The sequence below is a fragment of the Neobacillus terrisolis genome, from assembly GCF_051233475.1.
Lineage (GTDB): Bacteria > Bacillota > Bacilli > Bacillales > Cytobacillaceae > Bacillus_BU.
Genome location: NZ_JBKFGH010000014.1, coordinates 147,357 through 166,674, shown reverse-complemented (window position 1 = coordinate 166,674; position 19,318 = coordinate 147,357). Strand labels below are relative to the sequence as shown.

General features: G+C 40.4%; 16 protein-coding genes. All 16 read left to right on the top strand.

Going from position 1 to position 19,318, the window contains the following annotated elements; all coding sequences use genetic code 11:
• Positions 1–337: 337 nt before the first annotated feature.
• The 16 genes from ACI48O_RS10620 (at position 338) to ACI48O_RS10545 (ending at position 19,208) form a co-directional block, all read left to right on the top strand.
• Positions 338–595 carry a DUF3243 domain-containing protein gene (locus ACI48O_RS10620; protein ID WP_435561766.1) on the top strand — a complete coding sequence of 86 codons (258 nt, stop codon included), beginning with the start codon at positions 338–340 and terminating at the stop codon, positions 593–595.
• 193 nt (positions 596–788) lie between these two features.
• Positions 789–1,580, top strand: a complete 792-nt coding sequence (locus ACI48O_RS10615; RefSeq protein WP_435561765.1) for a YmfK family protein — start codon at positions 789–791, stop codon at positions 1,578–1,580.
• 17 nt (positions 1,581–1,597) lie between these two features.
• Positions 1,598–2,521, top strand: coding sequence for a helix-turn-helix domain-containing protein (locus ACI48O_RS10610; protein WP_435561764.1), 924 nt, complete (start codon positions 1,598–1,600; stop codon positions 2,519–2,521).
• A gap of 136 nt (positions 2,522–2,657) precedes the next feature.
• Positions 2,658–3,236: a CDP-diacylglycerol--glycerol-3-phosphate 3-phosphatidyltransferase gene (gene pgsA / locus ACI48O_RS10605; RefSeq protein ID WP_435561763.1), complete on the top strand. Its 579-nt coding sequence runs from the start codon at positions 2,658–2,660 to the stop codon at positions 3,234–3,236.
• Positions 3,237–3,261: 25 nt separating this feature from the next.
• On the top strand, positions 3,262–4,515 hold the full coding sequence (locus ACI48O_RS10600; RefSeq protein ID WP_435561762.1) for a competence/damage-inducible protein A: 1,254 nt from the start codon (positions 3,262–3,264) through the stop codon (positions 4,513–4,515).
• Between the two features lie 945 nt (positions 4,516–5,460).
• Complete coding sequence (gene recA / locus ACI48O_RS10595) at positions 5,461–6,498, top strand: recombinase RecA (RefSeq protein WP_435561761.1); 1,038 nt, start codon at positions 5,461–5,463, stop codon at positions 6,496–6,498.
• A gap of 285 nt (positions 6,499–6,783) precedes the next feature.
• Positions 6,784–8,343, top strand: a complete 1,560-nt coding sequence (gene rny, locus ACI48O_RS10590; protein ID WP_435561760.1) for a ribonuclease Y — start codon at positions 6,784–6,786, stop codon at positions 8,341–8,343.
• A gap of 345 nt (positions 8,344–8,688) precedes the next feature.
• A complete protein-coding gene (locus ACI48O_RS10585; RefSeq protein ID WP_435561759.1) occupies positions 8,689–9,486 on the top strand; it encodes a TIGR00282 family metallophosphoesterase in 798 nt (265 codons plus the stop codon).
• Between the two features lie 137 nt (positions 9,487–9,623).
• Positions 9,624–9,884 (top strand): stage V sporulation protein SpoVS, encoded by a 261-nt coding sequence (spoVS, locus tag ACI48O_RS10580; RefSeq protein ID WP_147532215.1) that lies wholly within the window; start codon positions 9,624–9,626, stop codon positions 9,882–9,884.
• 568 nt (positions 9,885–10,452) lie between these two features.
• Positions 10,453–12,183, top strand: a complete 1,731-nt coding sequence (locus ACI48O_RS10575; RefSeq protein ID WP_435561758.1) for a 2-oxoacid:acceptor oxidoreductase subunit alpha — start codon at positions 10,453–10,455, stop codon at positions 12,181–12,183.
• A 1-nt stretch (position 12,184) separates the two neighbouring features.
• A complete protein-coding gene (locus ACI48O_RS10570) occupies positions 12,185–13,051 on the top strand; it encodes a 2-oxoacid:ferredoxin oxidoreductase subunit beta (protein ID WP_435561757.1) in 867 nt (288 codons plus the stop codon).
• 388 nt (positions 13,052–13,439) lie between these two features.
• Complete coding sequence (locus ACI48O_RS10565) at positions 13,440–14,189, top strand: DeoR/GlpR family DNA-binding transcription regulator (RefSeq protein ID WP_435561756.1); 750 nt, start codon at positions 13,440–13,442, stop codon at positions 14,187–14,189.
• Complete coding sequence (pfkB, locus tag ACI48O_RS10560) at positions 14,186–15,100, top strand: 1-phosphofructokinase (protein WP_435561755.1); 915 nt, start codon at positions 14,186–14,188, stop codon at positions 15,098–15,100. Before ACI48O_RS10565 ends, pfkB begins: the two co-directional genes overlap by 4 nt.
• A gap of 18 nt (positions 15,101–15,118) precedes the next feature.
• Positions 15,119–16,996 (top strand): PTS fructose transporter subunit IIABC, encoded by a 1,878-nt coding sequence (locus tag ACI48O_RS10555; RefSeq protein ID WP_435561754.1) that lies wholly within the window; start codon positions 15,119–15,121, stop codon positions 16,994–16,996.
• Positions 16,997–17,235: 239 nt separating this feature from the next.
• Positions 17,236–18,777 carry a tRNA (N6-isopentenyl adenosine(37)-C2)-methylthiotransferase MiaB gene (miaB, locus tag ACI48O_RS10550; RefSeq protein ID WP_435561753.1) on the top strand — a complete coding sequence of 514 codons (1,542 nt, stop codon included), beginning with the start codon at positions 17,236–17,238 and terminating at the stop codon, positions 18,775–18,777.
• A 5-nt stretch (positions 18,778–18,782) separates the two neighbouring features.
• The gene (locus ACI48O_RS10545; RefSeq protein WP_435561752.1) at positions 18,783–19,208 is read left to right on the top strand and encodes a YlbF/YmcA family competence regulator; all 426 of its coding nucleotides are present in this window, start codon (positions 18,783–18,785) and stop codon (positions 19,206–19,208) included.
• The last annotated feature ends 110 nt before the right edge of the window (positions 19,209–19,318 follow it).

Here is a 19,318-nt window from a genome sequence, read left to right as displayed (position 1 = left end):
CCTGCTCTCCGATAATTCCTCCTACATCACCGGCCAAATCCTTTCAATAAATGGCGGATGGTACATATAATGATGATTGTGATATAGAATATTGTTGATTTTTTGAACACTGTTGATTGGAGCGGAAGGTGCGAGACTCCTGCGGGAGAAGGTGTCACGGGAGACCCCACAGGCGCTATGGCGCCGAGGAGGCTCCCGGACTCCCCCGCTGGGTCGCTGAGCACCTGGAGCGGAAATCAACAGCCAAATTTAAAAGCCCTACTTTTAAAAAAATAAATGAATAATTTGAAGCCTCTGAAACAAAATAAACATGACTACTTTTTAAGGAGGTTTCACGATGTCTGTTTTAGATAACTGGTCACAATGGAAGGATTTCTTAGGAGATCGCCTTCACCAAGCTCAAAATACTGGTATGAACAAAGAAGTGGTTAATGATCTCGCTTATCAAATCGGCGATTATTTAGCAAACCAAGTTGAACCTAAAAACGAGCAAGAAAAAATTCTTTCTGATTTATGGTCTGTTGCTTCACAAGAAGAGCAGCATGCAATTGCTAACATGATGGTAAAGCTTGTTTCTAATGACGGATCTCGGTGATAAGGTTAATTTTTTTAAAAAAAGAGAGGGGTCCCTCTCTTTTTTTTTGAACCATGGCAATCAAGAACGACTCTCTACCTGAAATTTTTACAGTCTGTTTGTTTTTCCTTTCATCTTCAATCAAAATCATTTATTATAGTAGCTAGATGAAAAAAGAGGAAAAATATCTCTTGACTAATAGGTGGAGGCTTTCATGGAGAAAAAAGTATGGTATTTAGAATATGAAATTCAAAAAAACCGCCCAGGGTTACTTGGTGATATTTCCTCCTTACTAGGTATGTTAAAAATTAATATCGTCACAATTAATGGTATTGACGAAGGCCGTCGTGGCTTGCTGATCAAAGCTGAAGACAATGAGCGCATCCAACGATTAGAGTCAATTTTAAATACGATGGATACAATAAAAGTAATTAAGCTTCGTGAACCGAAGCTGATGGACCGATTGGCAGTAAGACATGGTCGATACATACAAAGAGATGCAGATGATAAAAAAACTTTTAGATTTGTCCGCGATGACCTTGGCGTTTTGGTAGACTTTATGGCAGAATTAATGAAGCAGGATGGCCATAAGTTAATTGGGATCCGTGGCATGCCACGGGTTGGAAAAACAGAGTCTATTGTAGCTTCAAGTGTATGTGCAAGCAAAAGATGGCTGTTTGTTTCTTCGACTTTGCTTAAACAAACAATTCGGAATCAGTTAATTGAGGATGAATATAGTGCAAATAATGTGTTCATTATCGATGGGATCGTCTCAACACGGAGGGCGAACGAACGTCATTGGCAGCTAATTCGAGAAATTATGCGAATGCCAACGGTTAAAGTAATTGAACATCCGGATGTTTTTGTGCAAAACACCGAGTATACCATGGATGATTTTGACTATATTATCGAGCTAAGAAATGACCCTAGTGAGGAGATTACATACGATTTGGTTAATCATAATAATATGTTCTCAGCTCCTGATTTTGGAGGGTTTGATTTTTAATATTGGTGGTGTTTCCAGTGACAGAATTAGGGAATCGGCTAAAGGAAGCTCGGGAAGCTAAAGGGCTGAGTTTAGATGATCTACAATCCTTAACTAAAATACAGAAAAGGTATTTACAGGGTATTGAAGAAGGAAATTATTCGATGATGCCCGGTAAATTTTACGTGCGCGCATTTATTAAACAATACGCAGAAGCGGTTGGACTTGACCAAGAAGAGCTGTTTCAAAATTTTAAAGAGGATATACCGTCCGCCTACGACGAGCAATTAAATGAAAATTTGTCCCGTGTTCAAACAAAAAAGACCATTCCTGCTGGTACTTCAAAGGTTCTAGATTTACTGCCAAAAATCCTGATCGGAGTCTTCATCATTGGTGCTGTAGCACTTGTTTACTTATTTGCATCGAAAAGTGCCGAGAACGATGATGAGAATAAAGTGGCCAAAGATGGTGAAACCGTGTCAATCGAAGAGTCTGAAAATCTGAAGAACTCAGAGGACTCTAAGGATAAGTCAGATAAGGCTGCCGAAGAAGATCAAAAGACAGAAGATAAACCAGCTGACAACAAGAAAGACGATAAAGAGGATGATAAGAAAGAGGAAAAAACAACCCAAGCTTTGGCTGTTGTTACATCCCAAGGAAAAGAAACCACATATGAATTAAAGAATGCCGAAAAGTTCGAATTAAAGGTTGCCACCACTGGTGAAACATGGGTGAATATCTTAAACGGTAAGGGCACCTCATTCTTTCAAGGAATGTTAAAAGTTGGGGCTACTGAGAGCCAAACGATTGATTTCTCAAAAGAAACTGAAGCGGTAATCGTGGTCGGTCGTTCATTAGATACACAAATTTATGTCAATGGACAAAAGCTTGAATACGCAATTCCGCCATCCGAGCAAGTCCGACAAGACATTACGATTCGCTATGTAGTAACGAATGAATAGTCATCACCTGATGACTATTTTTCGCTTTGTTTTTAATGGCTAGGCTATTCGCTTTAGTGGATGCTGTTTAGCCTGCGTAAACGCCTGCCAATTTAACATACAGGCGCTTCCGCTTTTCTAATTGGAGGGAAAAAAGATGAATTTACCTAATAAAATTACTGTATCAAGAATATTTTTAATTCCTTTATTTCTTATTGTTATGCTTGTAGATTTTTCATGGGGTGAAATGACCTTTTTAGGGGCGGACATGCCTGTTACCCATTTTGTTGGAGCTCTCATATTTATTCTTGCATCAACTACAGATTGGATTGACGGACACTATGCCAGAAAATACAATCTTGTTACGAATCTAGGGAAGTTTTTAGACCCGCTTGCGGACAAGCTTCTAGTATCGGCTGCACTCATTGTATTGGTTGAACTAGGCTTTGCGGCTTCGTGGATTGTGATTGTGATCATTAGCCGTGAGTTTGCGGTAACCGGTCTTCGCTTAATTCTTGCTGAAACAGGAGAAGTGGTTGCGGCTAATATGCTAGGTAAAATCAAAACGTGGGCACAGATTGTTGCGATTTCTGCACTTCTTTTACATAATACAATTTTTGAATTAATCAATCTGCCATTTGCTGATATAGCTCTTTGGGTTGCGTTATTCTTTACTATTTGGTCTGGATGGGATTATTTTTATAAAAATAGACACGCGTTAACGCAATCAAAATAATAGCAACACACAGGGGGGCATAACCATGAACGCAGAGATCATCGCGGTAGGCACTGAGCTTCTACTCGGGCAAATCGTCAATACAAATGCTCAGTTTATCTCGAAGCAGCTTGCAGATCTTGGTATAAATGTTTACTATCACACTGTTGTTGGAGACAACCCCGGGCGATTAAAAGCGGCCCTCGAAACGGCCGAAACCCGTTCGAATTTAATTATTTTTACAGGGGGATTAGGTCCAACAAAAGATGATTTAACGAAAGAGACCATTGCCGCCCATTTAGGAAAAAAACTTGTTTTCGATGAAGAGGCACTTAAGTCTATTGAAGCCTATTTCGTTCGTACCAATCGGACCATGACTGAAAACAATCGGAAACAGGCGTTAATATTAGAAGGCTCTCATGTGTTGCCTAATGATAATGGCATGGCACCAGGGATGGCATTATCGGTTAAGGACCGTATGTACATGCTGCTGCCTGGACCACCTAGTGAAATGGAGCCGATGATGGCTCATTACGGTTACGACTTTTTGTTATCAAAATTATCTGATCGCGAACAAATTGTTTCTAGGGTGCTTCGTTTCTTTGGAATTGGCGAAGCTGCACTTGAAACAGAAATAGATGACATAATTGAGCGACAAACTAATCCAACTATTGCTCCACTAGCTGCCGATGGAGAAGTAACGCTAAGGCTTACCGCAAAGCACGCTTCTGTTTCAGAGGCTGAGAGATTGCTTGATTTAGCTGAAGCAGAGATTCGATCCCGAGTCGGCGAGTTTTTGTATGGCTATGACGAGACTTCATTGCTTGAGGAAGCAATGAAGCTTCTAAAGCAACAGGGACTAACCATCGCTGCCGCTGAAAGTCTTACTGGTGGAATGTTTCAACAACAGATCACATCCGTATCTGGTGCGAGTCAGATTTTAAAGGGTGGGGTCGTTTGCTACACGAATGAAGTAAAGGCCAATATCCTTCATGTTAAACAGGAAACGATTGACAAAGAAGGCGTTGTTAGCGAAGCTTGTGCATCGGAATTAGCACTTAATGTCGCTGATTTAATGGGTTCTAAAATCGGCGTGAGTTTTACCGGGGTTGCTGGTCCTGATGAACAGGAAGGAAAGCCGGTCGGCACCGTTTATATTGGCCTGCACGTGGAAGGGCAACCAACCTATGTGAAAAAGCTACTGCTAGGCGGAAATCGCGATTCAGTTCGCCGACGCGCAGTGAAATATGGATTCTATTTATTAATTAAGAGATTAACAGAGACACAGGCTGCCGAGTAGGCGGTCTGTGTTTTTGGGTTTTTGGGGGGAGTGGCTTTACAAGAGAGAGTTATGTGGCCAAAACCGGGAGTTGAAAAGTTGAAAGTGGTCACATGGAGCGGTCATGTGACCAAAACCGGGGGTGGAAAAGGTCAAAGTGGTCACATGGAGTGGTCATGTGACCAAAACCGGGAGTGGAAAAGTTGAAAGTGGTCACATGGAGCGGTCATGTGACCAAAACCGGGGGTGGAAAAAGTGAAAGTGGTCACATGGAGCAGTCATGTGACCAAAATCAGGAGTGGAAAAGGTGAAAGTGGTCACATGGAGCGGTCATGTGACCAAAACGGGGAAAAGACGAAAGTGGTCACATGAAGTGATCATGTGACCAAAACCGGGAGTTGAAAAGGCGAAAGTGGTCACATGAGGGTGTCATGTGATCAAAATCCGGAGTTGAAAAGGCGAAAGTGGTTACATGAAGGTGTCATGTGACCAAAACGGGGAAAAGAAAAGACGAAAGTGGTCACATGAAGTGATCATGTGACCAAAAACCAAACAACTAGATGTCAAAGTGGTCACTAGAGAGAAATAGCCACGAGAAGATTGATTAAGGTGTATCCGCACCGAGTACCCATAATTCTGATAACTCAACAATCAAACATTTTGGAAGAAAATTCACTCTAATTTATTCAATATTCCCTAAAGAAAACCCAATTTTCCTGTAAAAATTGGCTCAGAAAAAAGCGAATAAACGTTCGATATTTTTATAGACAAACAAAAAAAAAGAAGGTATATTATAAATAGGTTTTGAGATGAGACAAAGTCGATTAAGGGGAACCACAAAACAAGCTAGTATAGGATATAGTGGTGGAATCAACAAGTCAGAGTTAAGAAATTTACCTGTTTTTGAAGGTTAACATTTCCATCTGATAGATCTTCTTCTTCGAAATATAAAGGAGGAAACCTGAAGTGAGTGATCGTCAAGCTGCCTTAGAAATGGCATTGAAACAAATAGAAAAACAATTTGGTAAGGGCTCTATCATGAAACTTGGGGAGCAAACTGACCGTAGAATTTCTACCATTCCAAGTGGATCTCTTGCACTCGATGTAGCCCTTGGAGTAGGTGGATACCCTAGAGGCCGAATTATTGAGATTTATGGTCCGGAAAGTTCCGGTAAAACAACCGTTGCCCTCCATGCAATTGCTGAAGTTCAAGCAAAAGGTGGTCAAGCGGCATTTATTGACGCTGAGCATGCTCTTGATCCTGTATATGCACAAAAACTAGGGGTAAATATAGATGAATTGCTTCTTTCTCAGCCTGACACTGGTGAGCAAGCACTAGAAATCGCTGAGGCATTAGTACGAAGTGGTGCAATTGATATTATCGTCATTGACTCTGTTGCGGCATTAGTACCAAAAGCAGAGATTGAAGGCGAAATGGGTGATGCACACGTTGGTTTACAAGCGCGTTTAATGTCACAAGCCCTTCGTAAACTATCAGGAGCAATTAACAAATCAAAAACAATCGCTATTTTCATTAACCAAATTCGTGAAAAGGTTGGAGTTATGTTCGGGAACCCCGAGACAACTCCAGGCGGTCGTGCCCTCAAGTTCTACTCAACTGTTCGACTTGAAGTGCGTCGTGCTGAACAATTAAAGCAAGGAAATGACATTGTCGGAAATAAGACAAAAATTAAGGTTGTAAAAAATAAGGTAGCACCTCCTTTCCGTACGGCTGAAGTTGACATCATGTATGGAGAAGGAATCTCCAAAGAAGGCGAAATCATCGATATGGGCTCTGAACTGGATATCGTTCAAAAGAGCGGTTCTTGGTACTCATACAATGACGAGCGCCTCGGCCAAGGTCGCGAAAACGCTAAGCTTTATTTGAAAGAAAATAAAGAGATACGAAACGAAGTACAACAAAAAATTCGTGACCATTTTAATCTTGATGCTGAAAAGGTCATTACCGAAGCAGACGATCAAGAGGAATTTGAGCTTGAATAGAATAATCACAGCAAAGCCACTGGCTTTGCTGATTTTTTTAAATTTGAAAAAATAATTGCAAAACAATGATAAACAACCCATAATTTGGTAAACCTAGTATTGATAAGGGACTAACCCTTGACAATGAAATTCCACAGCTTTACAATTGAAGATGTATATTTTACATTTTTATGAGTATGTGAAATGTTAAAAGCCTTCGTGCTGTATATTGACGTGAGAAACCAGTGTACATGCCGACAAGTTAAAAAAATGTATCACAAGATCATAGCAAGAGGAGGTGAAACGATGGAACCTATTGCGATCATCTCCATTTTGCTTGGCCTATTCGTCGGTGCGGTTGTTGGCTATTTTATTCGTAAGTCCATTGCTGAAGCAAAGATTGCAGGCGCAAAAAATGCTGCAGAGCAAATTTTAGAAGATGCAAAGCGAGAAGCTGAAGCATCAAAAAAGGAAGCACTGTTAGAAGCAAAGGACGAAATTCACAAGCTTCGTACAGAAGCTGAACGTGAGGTTCGAGAACGAAGAAATGAACTGCAAAAACAAGAAAACCGGTTGCTGCAAAAAGAGGAGAATCTTGATCGAAAGGACGAATCGTTAGACAAACGTGAAGCTCAATTAGAGAGAAAAGATGATACTCTTAACCAAAGACAACAGCATATTGAAGAGATGGAAAGCAAAGTGGACGAGATGGTACGTATGCAACAAGCTGAACTAGAACGCATCTCGGGCTTATCGCGTGAAGAGGCTAAAGTCATCATTCTAGATCGGATGGAACAGGAGCTTGCACATGATACTGCGGTTATGATTAAGGAAAGTGAAAACCGCATTAAAGAAGAATCAGACAAGAAGGCAAAAGAGATTTTGTCACTGGCGATTCAAAGATGTGCAGCTGATCATGTCGCAGAAACAACTGTTTCTGTTGTCAATCTTCCAAATGATGAGATGAAAGGCCGAATTATTGGACGCGAAGGACGAAATATCCGAACTCTTGAAACATTAACAGGTATTGATCTCATAATTGATGATACTCCTGAAGCGGTTATCTTGTCTGGGTTTGACCCAATTCGTAGAGAAACAGCCCGCTTGGCTCTTGATAAGCTTGTGCAAGACGGACGTATCCATCCTGCACGTATTGAAGAAATGGTGGATAAGGCTCGCCGTGAGGTAGATGAGCATATCCGTGAAATTGGTGAACAAACTACTTTTGAAGTAGGAGTTCATGGGCTCCATCCGGATCTAATTAAAATTCTTGGACGACTTAAGTTTCGGACAAGTTATGGCCAAAATGTGTTAAAGCATTCAATCGAAGTGGCTCAGTTATCTGGCTTATTAGCTGCTGAGTTAGGTGAAGATGAAACATTAGCGCGTCGTGCCGGATTACTTCACGATATCGGTAAAGCAATCGATCATGAAGTGGAAGGCAGCCACGTTGAAATTGGGGTAGAACTTGCAACGAAATACAAGGAACACCCAGTTGTTATTAACAGTATCGCTTCCCACCATGGAGACACTGAACCAACTTCAATCATTGCCGTACTCGTTGCCGCTGCAGACGCTCTATCTGCTGCAAGACCAGGCGCTCGCAGTGAAACTCTTGAAAACTATATTCGTCGACTCGAGAAGCTTGAAGAGATTTCAGAGTCGTTTGATGGCGTTGAAAAGTCGTTTGCGATTCAAGCAGGTCGTGAAATCCGGATTATTGCTAAACCGGATCAAATCGATGATTTGGAAGCACATCGACTGGCGCGAGATATCCGAAAACGAATTGAAGAAGAGCTTGATTATCCAGGCCATATAAAAGTGACAGTTATTCGTGAAACGAGAGCTGTTGAATATGCAAAATAAAGCGGTGCGCTAAGCGCCGCTTTATTTTTTTTGCTGTGTTAAAGAACAATTTGATTTTGAACACTCTGTTGATTGGAGTGGAAGGTGCGAGACTCCTGCGGGAGAAGGTGTCACGGGAGACCCCACAGGCGCTATGGCGCCGAGGAGGCTCCCGGACTCCCCCACGGAAAGCGAGCACCTCTCGCTGCAATCAACAGCCAAATATAACAAAGTCTTTTATTAAAAGGCACGCTTTCCAGTCTGTTCCAATCTGTTTGTTACTCAATGCTGTCTTGAACTTTTGTTCCTTTTGGACGGTATGCTAAAATAAAAAAAGAAAATATGGTAAGTAGAAAGGGTATTACGATGAGGATTTTGTTTGTAGGAGATGTTGTTGGATCACCTGGAAGGGACATGGTGAAGGAATATGTTCCTAAGCTGAAAGAAAAATTTCGTCCCACGGTGACAATCATTAACGGGGAAAACGCTGCGTCAGGAAAAGGGATTACAGAAGCGATTTATCGCGGCTTTCTAGAAATAGGAGCCCAGGCTGTTACGCTAGGCAATCACGCTTGGGATAACCGTGATATTTTCGAGTTTATTGATAAGGCAAAATATTTAGTTCGCCCAGCCAATTTTCCGGATGCTGTTCCCGGAAAAGGGATTGTTTATCTAAAGGTCAATCAAGATGAAGTGGCGATTATCAATTTACAGGGGCGGACATTCATGCCTACGATTGATTGCCCGTTTAAAAAAGCAGATGAATTGGTTGAGGAAGCTAGGAAACGAACTCCGATCATTTTTGTCGATTTTCATGCTGAGGCAACAAGTGAGAAGCAAGCATTGTCCTGGTACTTAGACGGACGTATTTCTGCGCTCGTGGGCACCCATACGCATGTTCAAACAGCGGATGAACGAATTCTCCCAGCTGGGACAGCCTATTTGAGTGATGTAGGCATGACAGGGCCGTATGACGGCATATTAGGAGTTGAACGTGAGGCAGTTATTAAAAGGTTTCTAACAAGCCTGCCAGCCCGCTTCGAGGTGCCAAAAACCGGTCGTGCACAGCTTAGTGCAGTTGTAATCGATATTGATAAAAAAACAGGGACGGCCAAAAAAATCGAACGGGTCTTAATCAACGACGACCATCCATTTTATTCTTAATGGTTTCTAATTTTTTGTAGACCAAGCTGGAATATCTCTCCTTTTTCCCGAATATAGTATCAATGGAATGATTTACACCTGATTTGTTCAAAAAATTGAACATGCGGGATCGGGAATTAAACAAGGGGGAGCCAGAAATGGAAATATTAAAAGTTTCAGCAAAATCTAATCCTAATTCTGTAGCTGGTGCGCTTGCGGGGGTTTTACGTGAAAGAGGCGCTGCGGAAATTCAAGCAATCGGCGCAGGTGCATTGAATCAAGCCGTTAAGGCAGTTGCAATCGCGAGAGGCTTTGTTGCACCAAGTGGAGTGGACTTAATTTGTATCCCGGCGTTTACAGATATTAAAATTGACAATGAAGAGCGTACAGCAATTAAACTGATTGTTGAACCGAGATAGTAAAAGTTTGGGTAGTTGGGGAAAGTTTAATTTTTAAAAATCAATCCTTTTGGGAATGGGCATACTGTTCCCGAAAACGAAAATAAGAAGTATATACAAAAAACCTGTTTACTGCAAGATAGTAAACAGGTTATTTTTTTGCAGAAAAAAAGGGATGAAGCACAGAATTTGAGTTTGAAGCAGAAAAAAACTATTTTGAAATACGCAAAGGAAAAACAACAGGATTAAAATTCAAAAATAGTTTGTGAGAATGAAAATAGTAAAAACCCCAATATATAAGGGTTTTCCCTCATTCTTTAATTGAATAAATATTCGTTTTTTCTAAAGCTTATCTATTATTTTTCAAAAAATAAAAAAATATTCACATTTTCGTCAAAATTTAGTCTTTTAGGGTTGCAATTTTTAACAGTAAGGTCTAGAATTGTAATCGTTTAGTACCGTGCTTAAATTAATTATAAGAAATTCTATCGTTTTAAGGTTAATTTCTAGTGAATTACTTTAGAAGGTGCTACACTAAGAATTGAAATATTCTACATATTTTCTTAACGTATCCAAAGGGGTGTAAGAAATGATTAATCAGCTTTCATGGAAAGTTGGCGGTCAGCAAGGGGAAGGCATAGAAAGTACTGGGGAGATATTTTCCATAGCCCTAAATCGATTAGGTTACTATCTGTACGGGTATCGTCACTTTTCATCTCGTATTAAAGGCGGCCACACAAACAATAAAATCCGCGTAAGTACGAATCAAGTACGTTCCATCTCAGATGATCTAGACATTTTGGTTGCTTTTGACCAAGAAACAATAGATCTAAACTATAAAGAACTCCACGATCAAGGAGTTATCATTGCAGATGCGAAGTTCAATCCTCAACCACCATCTGACACAAAGGCAGCAATGTATGCGGTTCCATTCACTGAGATTGCAACAGAGCTTGGAACATCTTTAATGAAAAACATGGTTGCTATTGGGGCAACAAGTGCAGTTTTAGACCTTGATATCCAAGTCTTTGAAGTAGTTGTTAAAGAAATCTTCGGTAAAAAAGGTCAGCAAGTCGTTGACAAGAACATGGAAGCAATTCGTTCTGGTTTTGAATATATGAAGGAAAAGCTTGGTGGCAGCATTGAAACAATGCACCTTGAAAAAGCTGATGGAAAGCATCGTTTGTTCATGATTGGAAACGATGCCATCGCAATGGGTGCTTTGGCTGCTGGTTGCCGATTCATGGCTGCATATCCTATTACTCCAGCTTCGGAAATCATGGAGTACTTGATTAAAAAATTACCTGCAGTAGGCGGAGCGGTTATTCAAACTGAAGACGAAATTGCAGCGGTAACAATGGCGATCGGTGCTAACTACGGTGGTGTTCGTTCCCTTACAGCTTCATCAGGCCCTGGACTTTCATTGAAAATGGAAGCAATTGGTTTAGCAGGGATTACGGAAACTCCGATTGTAATTGTTGATACACAACGTGGAGGTCCATCAACTGGTCTTCCAACAAAGCAAGAGCAGTCTGATTTAATGGCAATGATTTACGGTACACACGGTGAAATTCCTAAGATTGTTATGGCGCCAAGTACTGTTGAAGAAGCTTTCTATGATACTGCTGAAGCATTTAACTTAGCAGAAGAGTACCAAGTTCCTGTTATTGTTCTATCAGACTTACAATTATCACTAGGTAAACAAACTGTTGAACCGCTACAATTAGATCAAGTTGAAATCCGTCGCGGAAAGCTTGCTCAAGGTGAACTTCCTGAAGTTGATGGCTATTTCAAACGTTATGAAGTGACTGAAGATGGTGTATCTCCTCGTGTCATTCCTGGTATGAAAAATGGTATTCACCACGTAACAGGAGTTGAGCATGCGGAGACCGGTAAACCTTCTGAGTCAGCTGCAAACCGTATTGCCCAAATGGATAAGCGTTTTAGAAAAATTGAAAATATTAAATTTAAAACACCAGTCTATAAAAATGCTCCGCATGAGGAAGCTGATCTCCTAATTGTTGGTTTTAACTCTACAAGAGGTGCGATTGAAGAAGCAATCACTCGTTTGGAACAAGATGGATTAAAAGTGAACCACGCTCATATGCGTTTAATCTACCCATTCCCGACTGATGAAATACTACCTTTAATCAATTCTGCAAAGAAAATTGCCGTTGTAGAAAACAATGCAACAGGTCAGTTGGCTAACATAATGAAAATGAATGTGGCTAGTGCTCATAAATTAGTTAAGATTCTAAAATATGACGGAAATCCGTTCTTGCCGCATGAAGTTTATTCAAAATGCAAGGAGTTGTTCTAAAATGGCCACATTTAAAGACTTTAGAAATGATGTGAAACCAAACTGGTGTCCTGGATGTGGAGATTTTTCTGTACAGGCTGCAATGCAACGTGCAGCAGCTAACGTTGGTTTAGAGCCAGAAAATTTAGCAGTAATCTCAGGGATCGGTTGTTCTGGACGTATCTCTGGTTACATTAACTCATATGGTTTTCATAGTATTCACGGACGTGCTTTGCCAATCGCTCAAGGTGTAAAAATGGCTAACCGTGATTTAACAGTAGTAGCAGCTGGTGGAGACGGTGACGGATTTGCAATTGGGACAGGACATACTGTTCATGCGATCCGCCGTAATATCAACATTACTTATATCGTAATGGATAATCATATTTATGGTTTAACTAAAGGGCAAACCTCACCTCGTTCTGACGCAGGATTTAAAACAAAATCAACTCCAATGGGATCTGTTGAACAACCGCTCTCAACAATGGAGCTTGCGCTAACAGTTGGTGCGACTTTCGTTGCTCAAAGCTTCTCTACTGATCTTAAAGAATTAACTTCTTTAATTGAAGCAGGAATCAAGCACGAAGGTTTCTCATTAATCAACGTATTCAGCCCATGTGTTACTTACAATAAAGTGAACACTTATGATTGGTTTAAAGAAAACCTAACAAAATTAAGTGAAGTTGAAGGCTACGATCCATCAAACCGTGAAAAAGCAATGCAAACATTGATGGAAAAACACGGTTTAGTTACAGGATTGATCTATCAAAACACTGAAAGAAAATCTTATCAAGATTTGATTTCAGGTTATTCCGAAACACCACTTACTAAAGCAGATCTGAATTTAGATCAGGAGTATTTCGACAAATTAACTGCTGAATTCATGTAAAAAAATATACACTAAAGCCTCGCTGGAACTTTCCAGCGGGGTTTTTTTGTGCTTTCATAAAGTACTTTTGTTTTTTATAAAAATCTAGTTGAGATTTTACCACTCTGTTGATTGGAGCGGAAGGCGCGAGACTCCTGCGGGAGAAGAGGTTACGGGAGACCCCGCAGGCGCGAAGCGGCGAGGAGGCTCCCGAACCGCCCGCGGAAAGGGAGTGCCTGAAGCGGAAATCAACAGACTAGTTTAACAAAGCTATCTATTAAAATGTAAGAATATTAAAATAACATTCACAAACTATCAAACAATGAAAGATTTTTGATTGAAAATGAAAGTTTGTGATTGATTTTTGCAATCGGTTACAGTAATATAAAAATCAAAGGTGGTGCATGAAATGTTAACACCAGAAAGACATCAACTTATTGTACAAATTTTAAAAGAGAAGAATTCAGTTAAAATACAAGAGCTCGTTGATCTAACAAACAGTTCTGAATCAACTATTCGCCGTGATCTTACTCTGCTGGAGCAAGAAAAGTTTTTAAAAAGAGTACACGGCGGTGCCGCAAGACTTCAAGGAAAATTACAAGAACCGAGCATGACTGAAAAATCCTCCAAAAACCGTCATTCCAAAAGTCAAATCGCTCAATATGCGGCAGGACTTGTGGAAGAGGGGGATTGCATCTATCTTGATGCTGGATCAACCGTTTTTGAGATGATCGAATCACTGCCGGAAAATATTGTTGTTGTAACAAACGGTCTTATGCATATTACTCCACTATTAGAAAGAGGAATTGATTTATTTCTCATTGGTGGACATGCCAAAAACAAGACAGGGGCCATCATTGGCAGAGGAGCAATATTAAGCCTTGAAAATTACCGGTTTGATAAATGCTTCATTGGGGTCAATGGCATTCACGCCCAATACGGTTATACAACTCCAGACCAAGAGGAAGCGATGATTAAACAAAAGGCGATTGCCTTATCGCGTGAGGCTTTTGTATTATCTGATGAAACAAAGTTCTCAGAAATTGCGTTTGCCAAAATTGGCGATCTGCATGAAGCTCAAATTATTACGAATGAACTCGAACAAGAAGTGTTCGAGTCCTATCGAAGCAAAACTACGATTAAGGTTGTGACAACATGATTTACACCGTAACTTTAAACCCATCGGTTGACTACATTGTTCAAATCGACTCAGTCAGTCTAGGTGAATTGAATCGATCCATTAGTGAAGATAAGTTTCCAGGTGGAAAAGGGATTAATGTTTCCCGAGTACTTAAAGGTATGGGAGTTTCCAGTAACGCTTTAGGTTTTACTGGTGGATTTACTGGCAAGTACATTGAAGACTATTTAAACAGCGAACAGATTACCACCGATTTTGTTCAAGTAGCAGAAGACACAAGAATTAACATCAAGCTCAAAACAGAAAAGGAAACAGAAATTAACGCGAATGGTCCCAAAATTACCGACGCGGATTTCGAGTCACTGAAAGAAAGAATTAGTAAGCTAACGAACGAAGATATTCTCATTTTAGCAGGAAGCATTCCATCAACAATGCCGCCAACCACCTATGAAGAACTGGTGAAAATTTGCGATAAAAATGGAACCCGTTTTGTTGTTGATGCAGAAGGCGATTTGCTTATGAACGTTCTGCCATATAAGCCATTTTTGATTAAGCCAAATCATCATGAGCTAGGGGAGATTTTCAATGTAGAAATTTCTACTTGTGAACAAGCCATCCACTATGGAAAGAAATTAGTCGAGCAGGGTGCAGTAAATGTTATCGTTTCGCTAGCTGGCAAAGGAGCTGTTTTTGTCAATGATGAAATAGCTATAATTGCCACCGTTCCAAAAGGGGAAGTTAAAAGTTCCGTTGGAGCTGGAGATTCAATGGTAGCAGGCTTTTTAGCTAAGTATTTGGAAACAAAAGATGTTAAAGCTGCGTTTCAATTCAGTGTTGCTTCAGGAAGTGCAACTGCTTTTTCAATCGGTCTATGCGATTCAGAAAAGGTGGAACAATTATTACCCCAAGTACAACTGCAATTATTAAACTAATACAGGAGGAGAACATCAATGAAAATTACAGAACTATTAACCAAAGAAACAATCGTTCTTTCAATCACTGGTAATCAAAAAATTGAAGCGATTGACTCTCTCGTTAATGTGTTGGATCGTGCCGGTAAGCTGTCTGATAAAAAGAAATTTAAGGAAGCAATTTTAAAAAGAGAAGAACAAAGTACAACAGGAATTGGCGAAGGGATTGCGATTCCACATGCTAAAACAACTGCAGTAAAGCAGGCGGCCATTGCTTTCGGTAAATCGGCTGCTGGTGTTGACTATGACTCACTTGATGGACAACCTGCACATTTATTCTTTATGATTGCTGCCCCAGATGGCGCAAACAACACACATTTGGAAGCATTATCTCGTCTTTCTTCTATATTAATGCTAGACGAAGCTAGAAAAAAACTTTCAAACGCAACCACCGCAGATGAGGTGTTGGCGATTATTAACAGCTATGATCGAGAAGAAGAGCAGGAGGAGCAAAGCATGGCAGATAAAAAACAATTCATTGTTGCTGTAACAGCTTGTCCAACAGGTATCGCCCACACTTATATGGCAGCAGATTCACTTAAGGCCAAAGCTGCGGAAATGGGTGTAGACATTAAAGTTGAAACAAATGGCTCTGGTGGAGCGAAAAACGTATTAACTCCTGAAGAAATTGAAAGAGCAACTGCGGTTATCGTTGCAGCGGATACAAAGGTAGAAATGGGCCGTTTCAAAGGTAAGCATGTAATTGAAACAGCTGTTGCAGATGGAATCCGTAAACCTAAAGAATTAATTGATCGAGCAGTTAAACAAGATGCACCTGTATACAAAGGTTCAGCTGGAGATGCTACTGCCGAGAAAACATCACAAAAGGGCCAAAGTGTTGGCGCGATCATTTACAAGCACTTAATGAACGGTGTTTCCAACATGCTTCCGTTTGTTGTTGGCGGTGGTATACTCATTGCAATTTCGTTCATGTTCGGATACAAAGCGTTTGACCCAGAAGATCCATCCTACCACCCAATTGCAGAAGCATTAATGACAATCGGTGGCGGAAATGCATTCGCATTAATGGTTCCTGTATTGGCTGGTTTCATTGCCATGAGTATTGCAGACCGACCAGGATTTGCAGCAGGTATGGTTGGCGGTATGATGGCAGCAAGTGGCGGTGCAGGTTTCCTTGGCGGATTGATCGCCGGTTTCTTAGCAGGTTATACAGTTGTTGGATTGAAGAAGCTTTTTGCGGGTCTGCCAACTTCACTTGAAGGTATTAAAACAATTCTTTTATTCCCGTTATTCGGTGTAGCAATTACAGGTTTTATTATGCAATACGTTGTCAACAAACCAGTGGGCATTCTAAACCAAGCAATTACTGATTGGTTATCAGGTATTGGAACAGGTAATGCAGTTTTACTAGGTATTTTACTAGGATTAATGATGGCATTCGATATGGGTGGACCAGTCAATAAGGCAGCATATGTATTTGGTACAGGTTTACTTGCAAATGGTGTTTACGAGCCAATGGCAGCAATTATGGCAGCAGGAATGGTTCCACCGCTTGCGATTGCAGTAGCTACAACATTATTTAAGAACAAGTTTACAACACAAGAAAAAGACGCAGGAAAAGCAAACTACATCATGGGCTTATCATTTATTACTGAAGGTGCTATTCCATTTGCAGCAGGGGATCCAATTCGCGTAATCCCATCAATCATGATTGGTTCAGCGATTACAGGTGCACTTTCAATGATGTTTGGCATTGGCCTTCGCGCTCCACACGGCGGTGTGTTCGTTGTTCCGCTTGTTGACGGAAACTGGATGATGTATGCAATTGCAATCCTAGCTGGTACTGCAGTAAGTGCGTTATTAATCGGATTCTTAAAGAAGCCAGTAACAGAATAATAGTAAAAACGGCAGCGAATGATTCGCTGTCGTTTTTTAATGTTGCTTTGAATAGTTTTTTCATAGAAATGAAGCCGTTGCGATCTTGCTGCGGAAAGGTTTTCTATTGTTTTCAGCCTTTTTTGCCTATATACTATTATAATGTGTATGTGATATATCACATATGGAATAAATGGTAGTAGTCTACCAAAATAAAGCTCAAATCGTTTTACTTTATGGAAATTGAAAGGAGTAATACAATGAACGAGAAACAACGTTTGGAAGGTCAACAAGTGCAGGCTGCTAATTCTTCGGACAAAAAATCCGATAAGGATTTCAGCAAGTATTTTGAGACTGTTTATACAGCACCATCGTTAAAAGAAGCAAAATCACGTGGTAAGGAAGAGGTTAAGTACCATAAGGACTTCGAAATTCCTGAAGAATTCCGCGGTATGGGTGACGGAAGAAAATTCTACATTCGCACCTACGGCTGTCAAATGAATGAGCATGATACAGAGGTTATGGCTGGGATTTTTCTAAGCTTAGGCTACGAGCCAACTGATTCAGTGGAAGATGCCAATGTTATTTTATTAAACACCTGTGCCATCCGTGAAAATGCCGAGAATAAAGTTTTTGGTGAAATTGGTCACCTTAAAGCTTTAAAGACTGAAAAGCCAGATCTTCTTCTTGGGGTTTGTGGCTGTATGTCACAGGAAGAATCCGTCGTAAATCGAATTCTTTCCAAGCATAACTTTATTGACATGATTTTTGGAACTCATAATATCCACCGCTTACCACATATTTTACAAGAAGCGTATATGTCTAAAGAAATGGTTATTGAGGTTTGGTCGAAGGAAGGTGACGTAATTGAAAATCTTCCGAAGGTCCGCCGCGGGAACATCAAGGCATGGGTGAATATTATGTACGGCTGTGATAAATTCTGTACGTACTGTATCGTACCTTTTACGCGCGGAAAAGAGCGTAGCCGTCGACCAGAGGACATTATTCAAGAAGTGCGTAATCTTGCAGCACAGGGATATCAGGAAATCACCTTACTAGGCCAAAACGTTAATGCATATGGTAAGGATTTTAGCGATATGAAATACGGTCTTGGCGATTTAATGGATGAAATTCGCAACATTGGCGTACCGCGAATTCGCTTTACAACAAGCCATCCACGCGACTTCGATGATCACTTAATCGAAGTTTTAGCGAAAAAAGGCAACCTTATGGAGCATATACACCTGCCAGTTCAATCCGGATCAACCGAAGTATTGAAAATTATGGCGAGAAAATATAATCGTGAGCAATATCTTGAACTCGTTCGAAAAATCAAAGCAGCGATTCCTGATGTCGTTTTAACAACAGACATTATCGTTGGATATCCGAACGAAACCGATGAGCAGTTTGAAGAAACGTTATCCTTATATCGTGAAGTTGGATATGAAGCTGCTTATACGTTCATCTACTCTCCTCGTGAAGGAACGCCTGCTGCGAAAATGCAGGATAACGTCCCTATGGAAGTCAAAAAAGAACGGTTACAACGCCTAAACAACCTTGTCAACGAACTATCAGCTGAGGCGATGAAACAATATAAAGGTCAAATCGTAGAAGTATTGGTTGAAGGGGAAAGCAAGAACAATTCAGAAGTATTGGCGGGCTACACACGTAAAAACAAACTAGTTAACTTCACCGGTCCAAAAACTGCAATTGGTAAAATCGTGAAAGTAAAAATTACTGAAGCAAAAACTTGGTCTTTAAACGGAGAAATCGTAGAAGAATTTGAACCAGTTGAGGTGTAGGAAAAATGGGGAAGTATACTAAAGACGATATCGTTGCACGCGCAAAAGAGCTTGCACAGATGATTGCCGAAACAGAGGAAGTTGAATTTTTCAAAAAAGCAGAAGCAAAAATTCACGAAAATGAAAAGGTAGCACAAACCATTAAAACCATCAAAGGCTTGCAAAAGCAAGCAGTAAACCTTCATCATTATGGCAAAGAAAATGCTTTAAAAAATGTTGAAGATAAAATTGCTCAATTAGAAGCAGAATTAGACGAAATTCCAGTCGTTCAAGAATTCAAGCAATCACAAATTGAAGTAAACGACTTGCTTCAAATCATTGCTTCAACGATCTCAAACACCGTGACAGACGAAATTATCACTTCTACCGGTGGAGACCTATTGCAGGGCAAAACAGGTGCTGCAGTGGAAAACGATCACTGTCACCATTAAGAACACAGAAACCAACCAGGTGCATTAAGTGCCTGGTTTTTTCTATGATTATTTTTCTGAACTACCCAGGGATTCTTCAATTTTTCGGAACCACTCCATATAAAAAACAT

Bases quoted from the DNA above. Each gene is read 5' to 3' on its own strand.
- ACI48O_RS10620 (WP_435561766.1), top strand. From the start codon at position 338: ATGTCTGTTTTAGATAACTGGTCACAATGGAAGGATTTCTTAGGAGAT.
- ACI48O_RS10615 (WP_435561765.1), top strand. From the start codon at position 789: ATGGAGAAAAAAGTATGGTATTTAGAATATGAAATTCAAAAAAACCGC.
- pgsA (WP_435561763.1), top strand. From the start codon at position 2,658: ATGAATTTACCTAATAAAATTACTGTATCAAGAATATTTTTAATTCCT.
- ACI48O_RS10600 (WP_435561762.1), top strand. From the start codon at position 3,262: ATGAACGCAGAGATCATCGCGGTAGGCACTGAGCTTCTACTCGGGCAA.
- rny (WP_435561760.1), top strand. From the start codon at position 6,784: ATGGAACCTATTGCGATCATCTCCATTTTGCTTGGCCTATTCGTCGGT.
- ACI48O_RS10585 (WP_435561759.1), top strand. From the start codon at position 8,689: ATGAGGATTTTGTTTGTAGGAGATGTTGTTGGATCACCTGGAAGGGAC.
- spoVS (WP_147532215.1), top strand. From the start codon at position 9,624: ATGGAAATATTAAAAGTTTCAGCAAAATCTAATCCTAATTCTGTAGCT.
- ACI48O_RS10575 (WP_435561758.1), top strand. From the start codon at position 10,453: ATGATTAATCAGCTTTCATGGAAAGTTGGCGGTCAGCAAGGGGAAGGC.
- ACI48O_RS10570 (WP_435561757.1), top strand. From the start codon at position 12,185: ATGGCCACATTTAAAGACTTTAGAAATGATGTGAAACCAAACTGGTGT.
- ACI48O_RS10565 (WP_435561756.1), top strand. From the start codon at position 13,440: ATGTTAACACCAGAAAGACATCAACTTATTGTACAAATTTTAAAAGAG.
- pfkB (WP_435561755.1), top strand. From the start codon at position 14,186: ATGATTTACACCGTAACTTTAAACCCATCGGTTGACTACATTGTTCAA.
- ACI48O_RS10555 (WP_435561754.1), top strand. From the start codon at position 15,119: ATGAAAATTACAGAACTATTAACCAAAGAAACAATCGTTCTTTCAATC.
- miaB (WP_435561753.1), top strand. From the start codon at position 17,236: ATGAACGAGAAACAACGTTTGGAAGGTCAACAAGTGCAGGCTGCTAAT.
- ACI48O_RS10545 (WP_435561752.1), top strand. From the start codon at position 18,783: ATGGGGAAGTATACTAAAGACGATATCGTTGCACGCGCAAAAGAGCTT.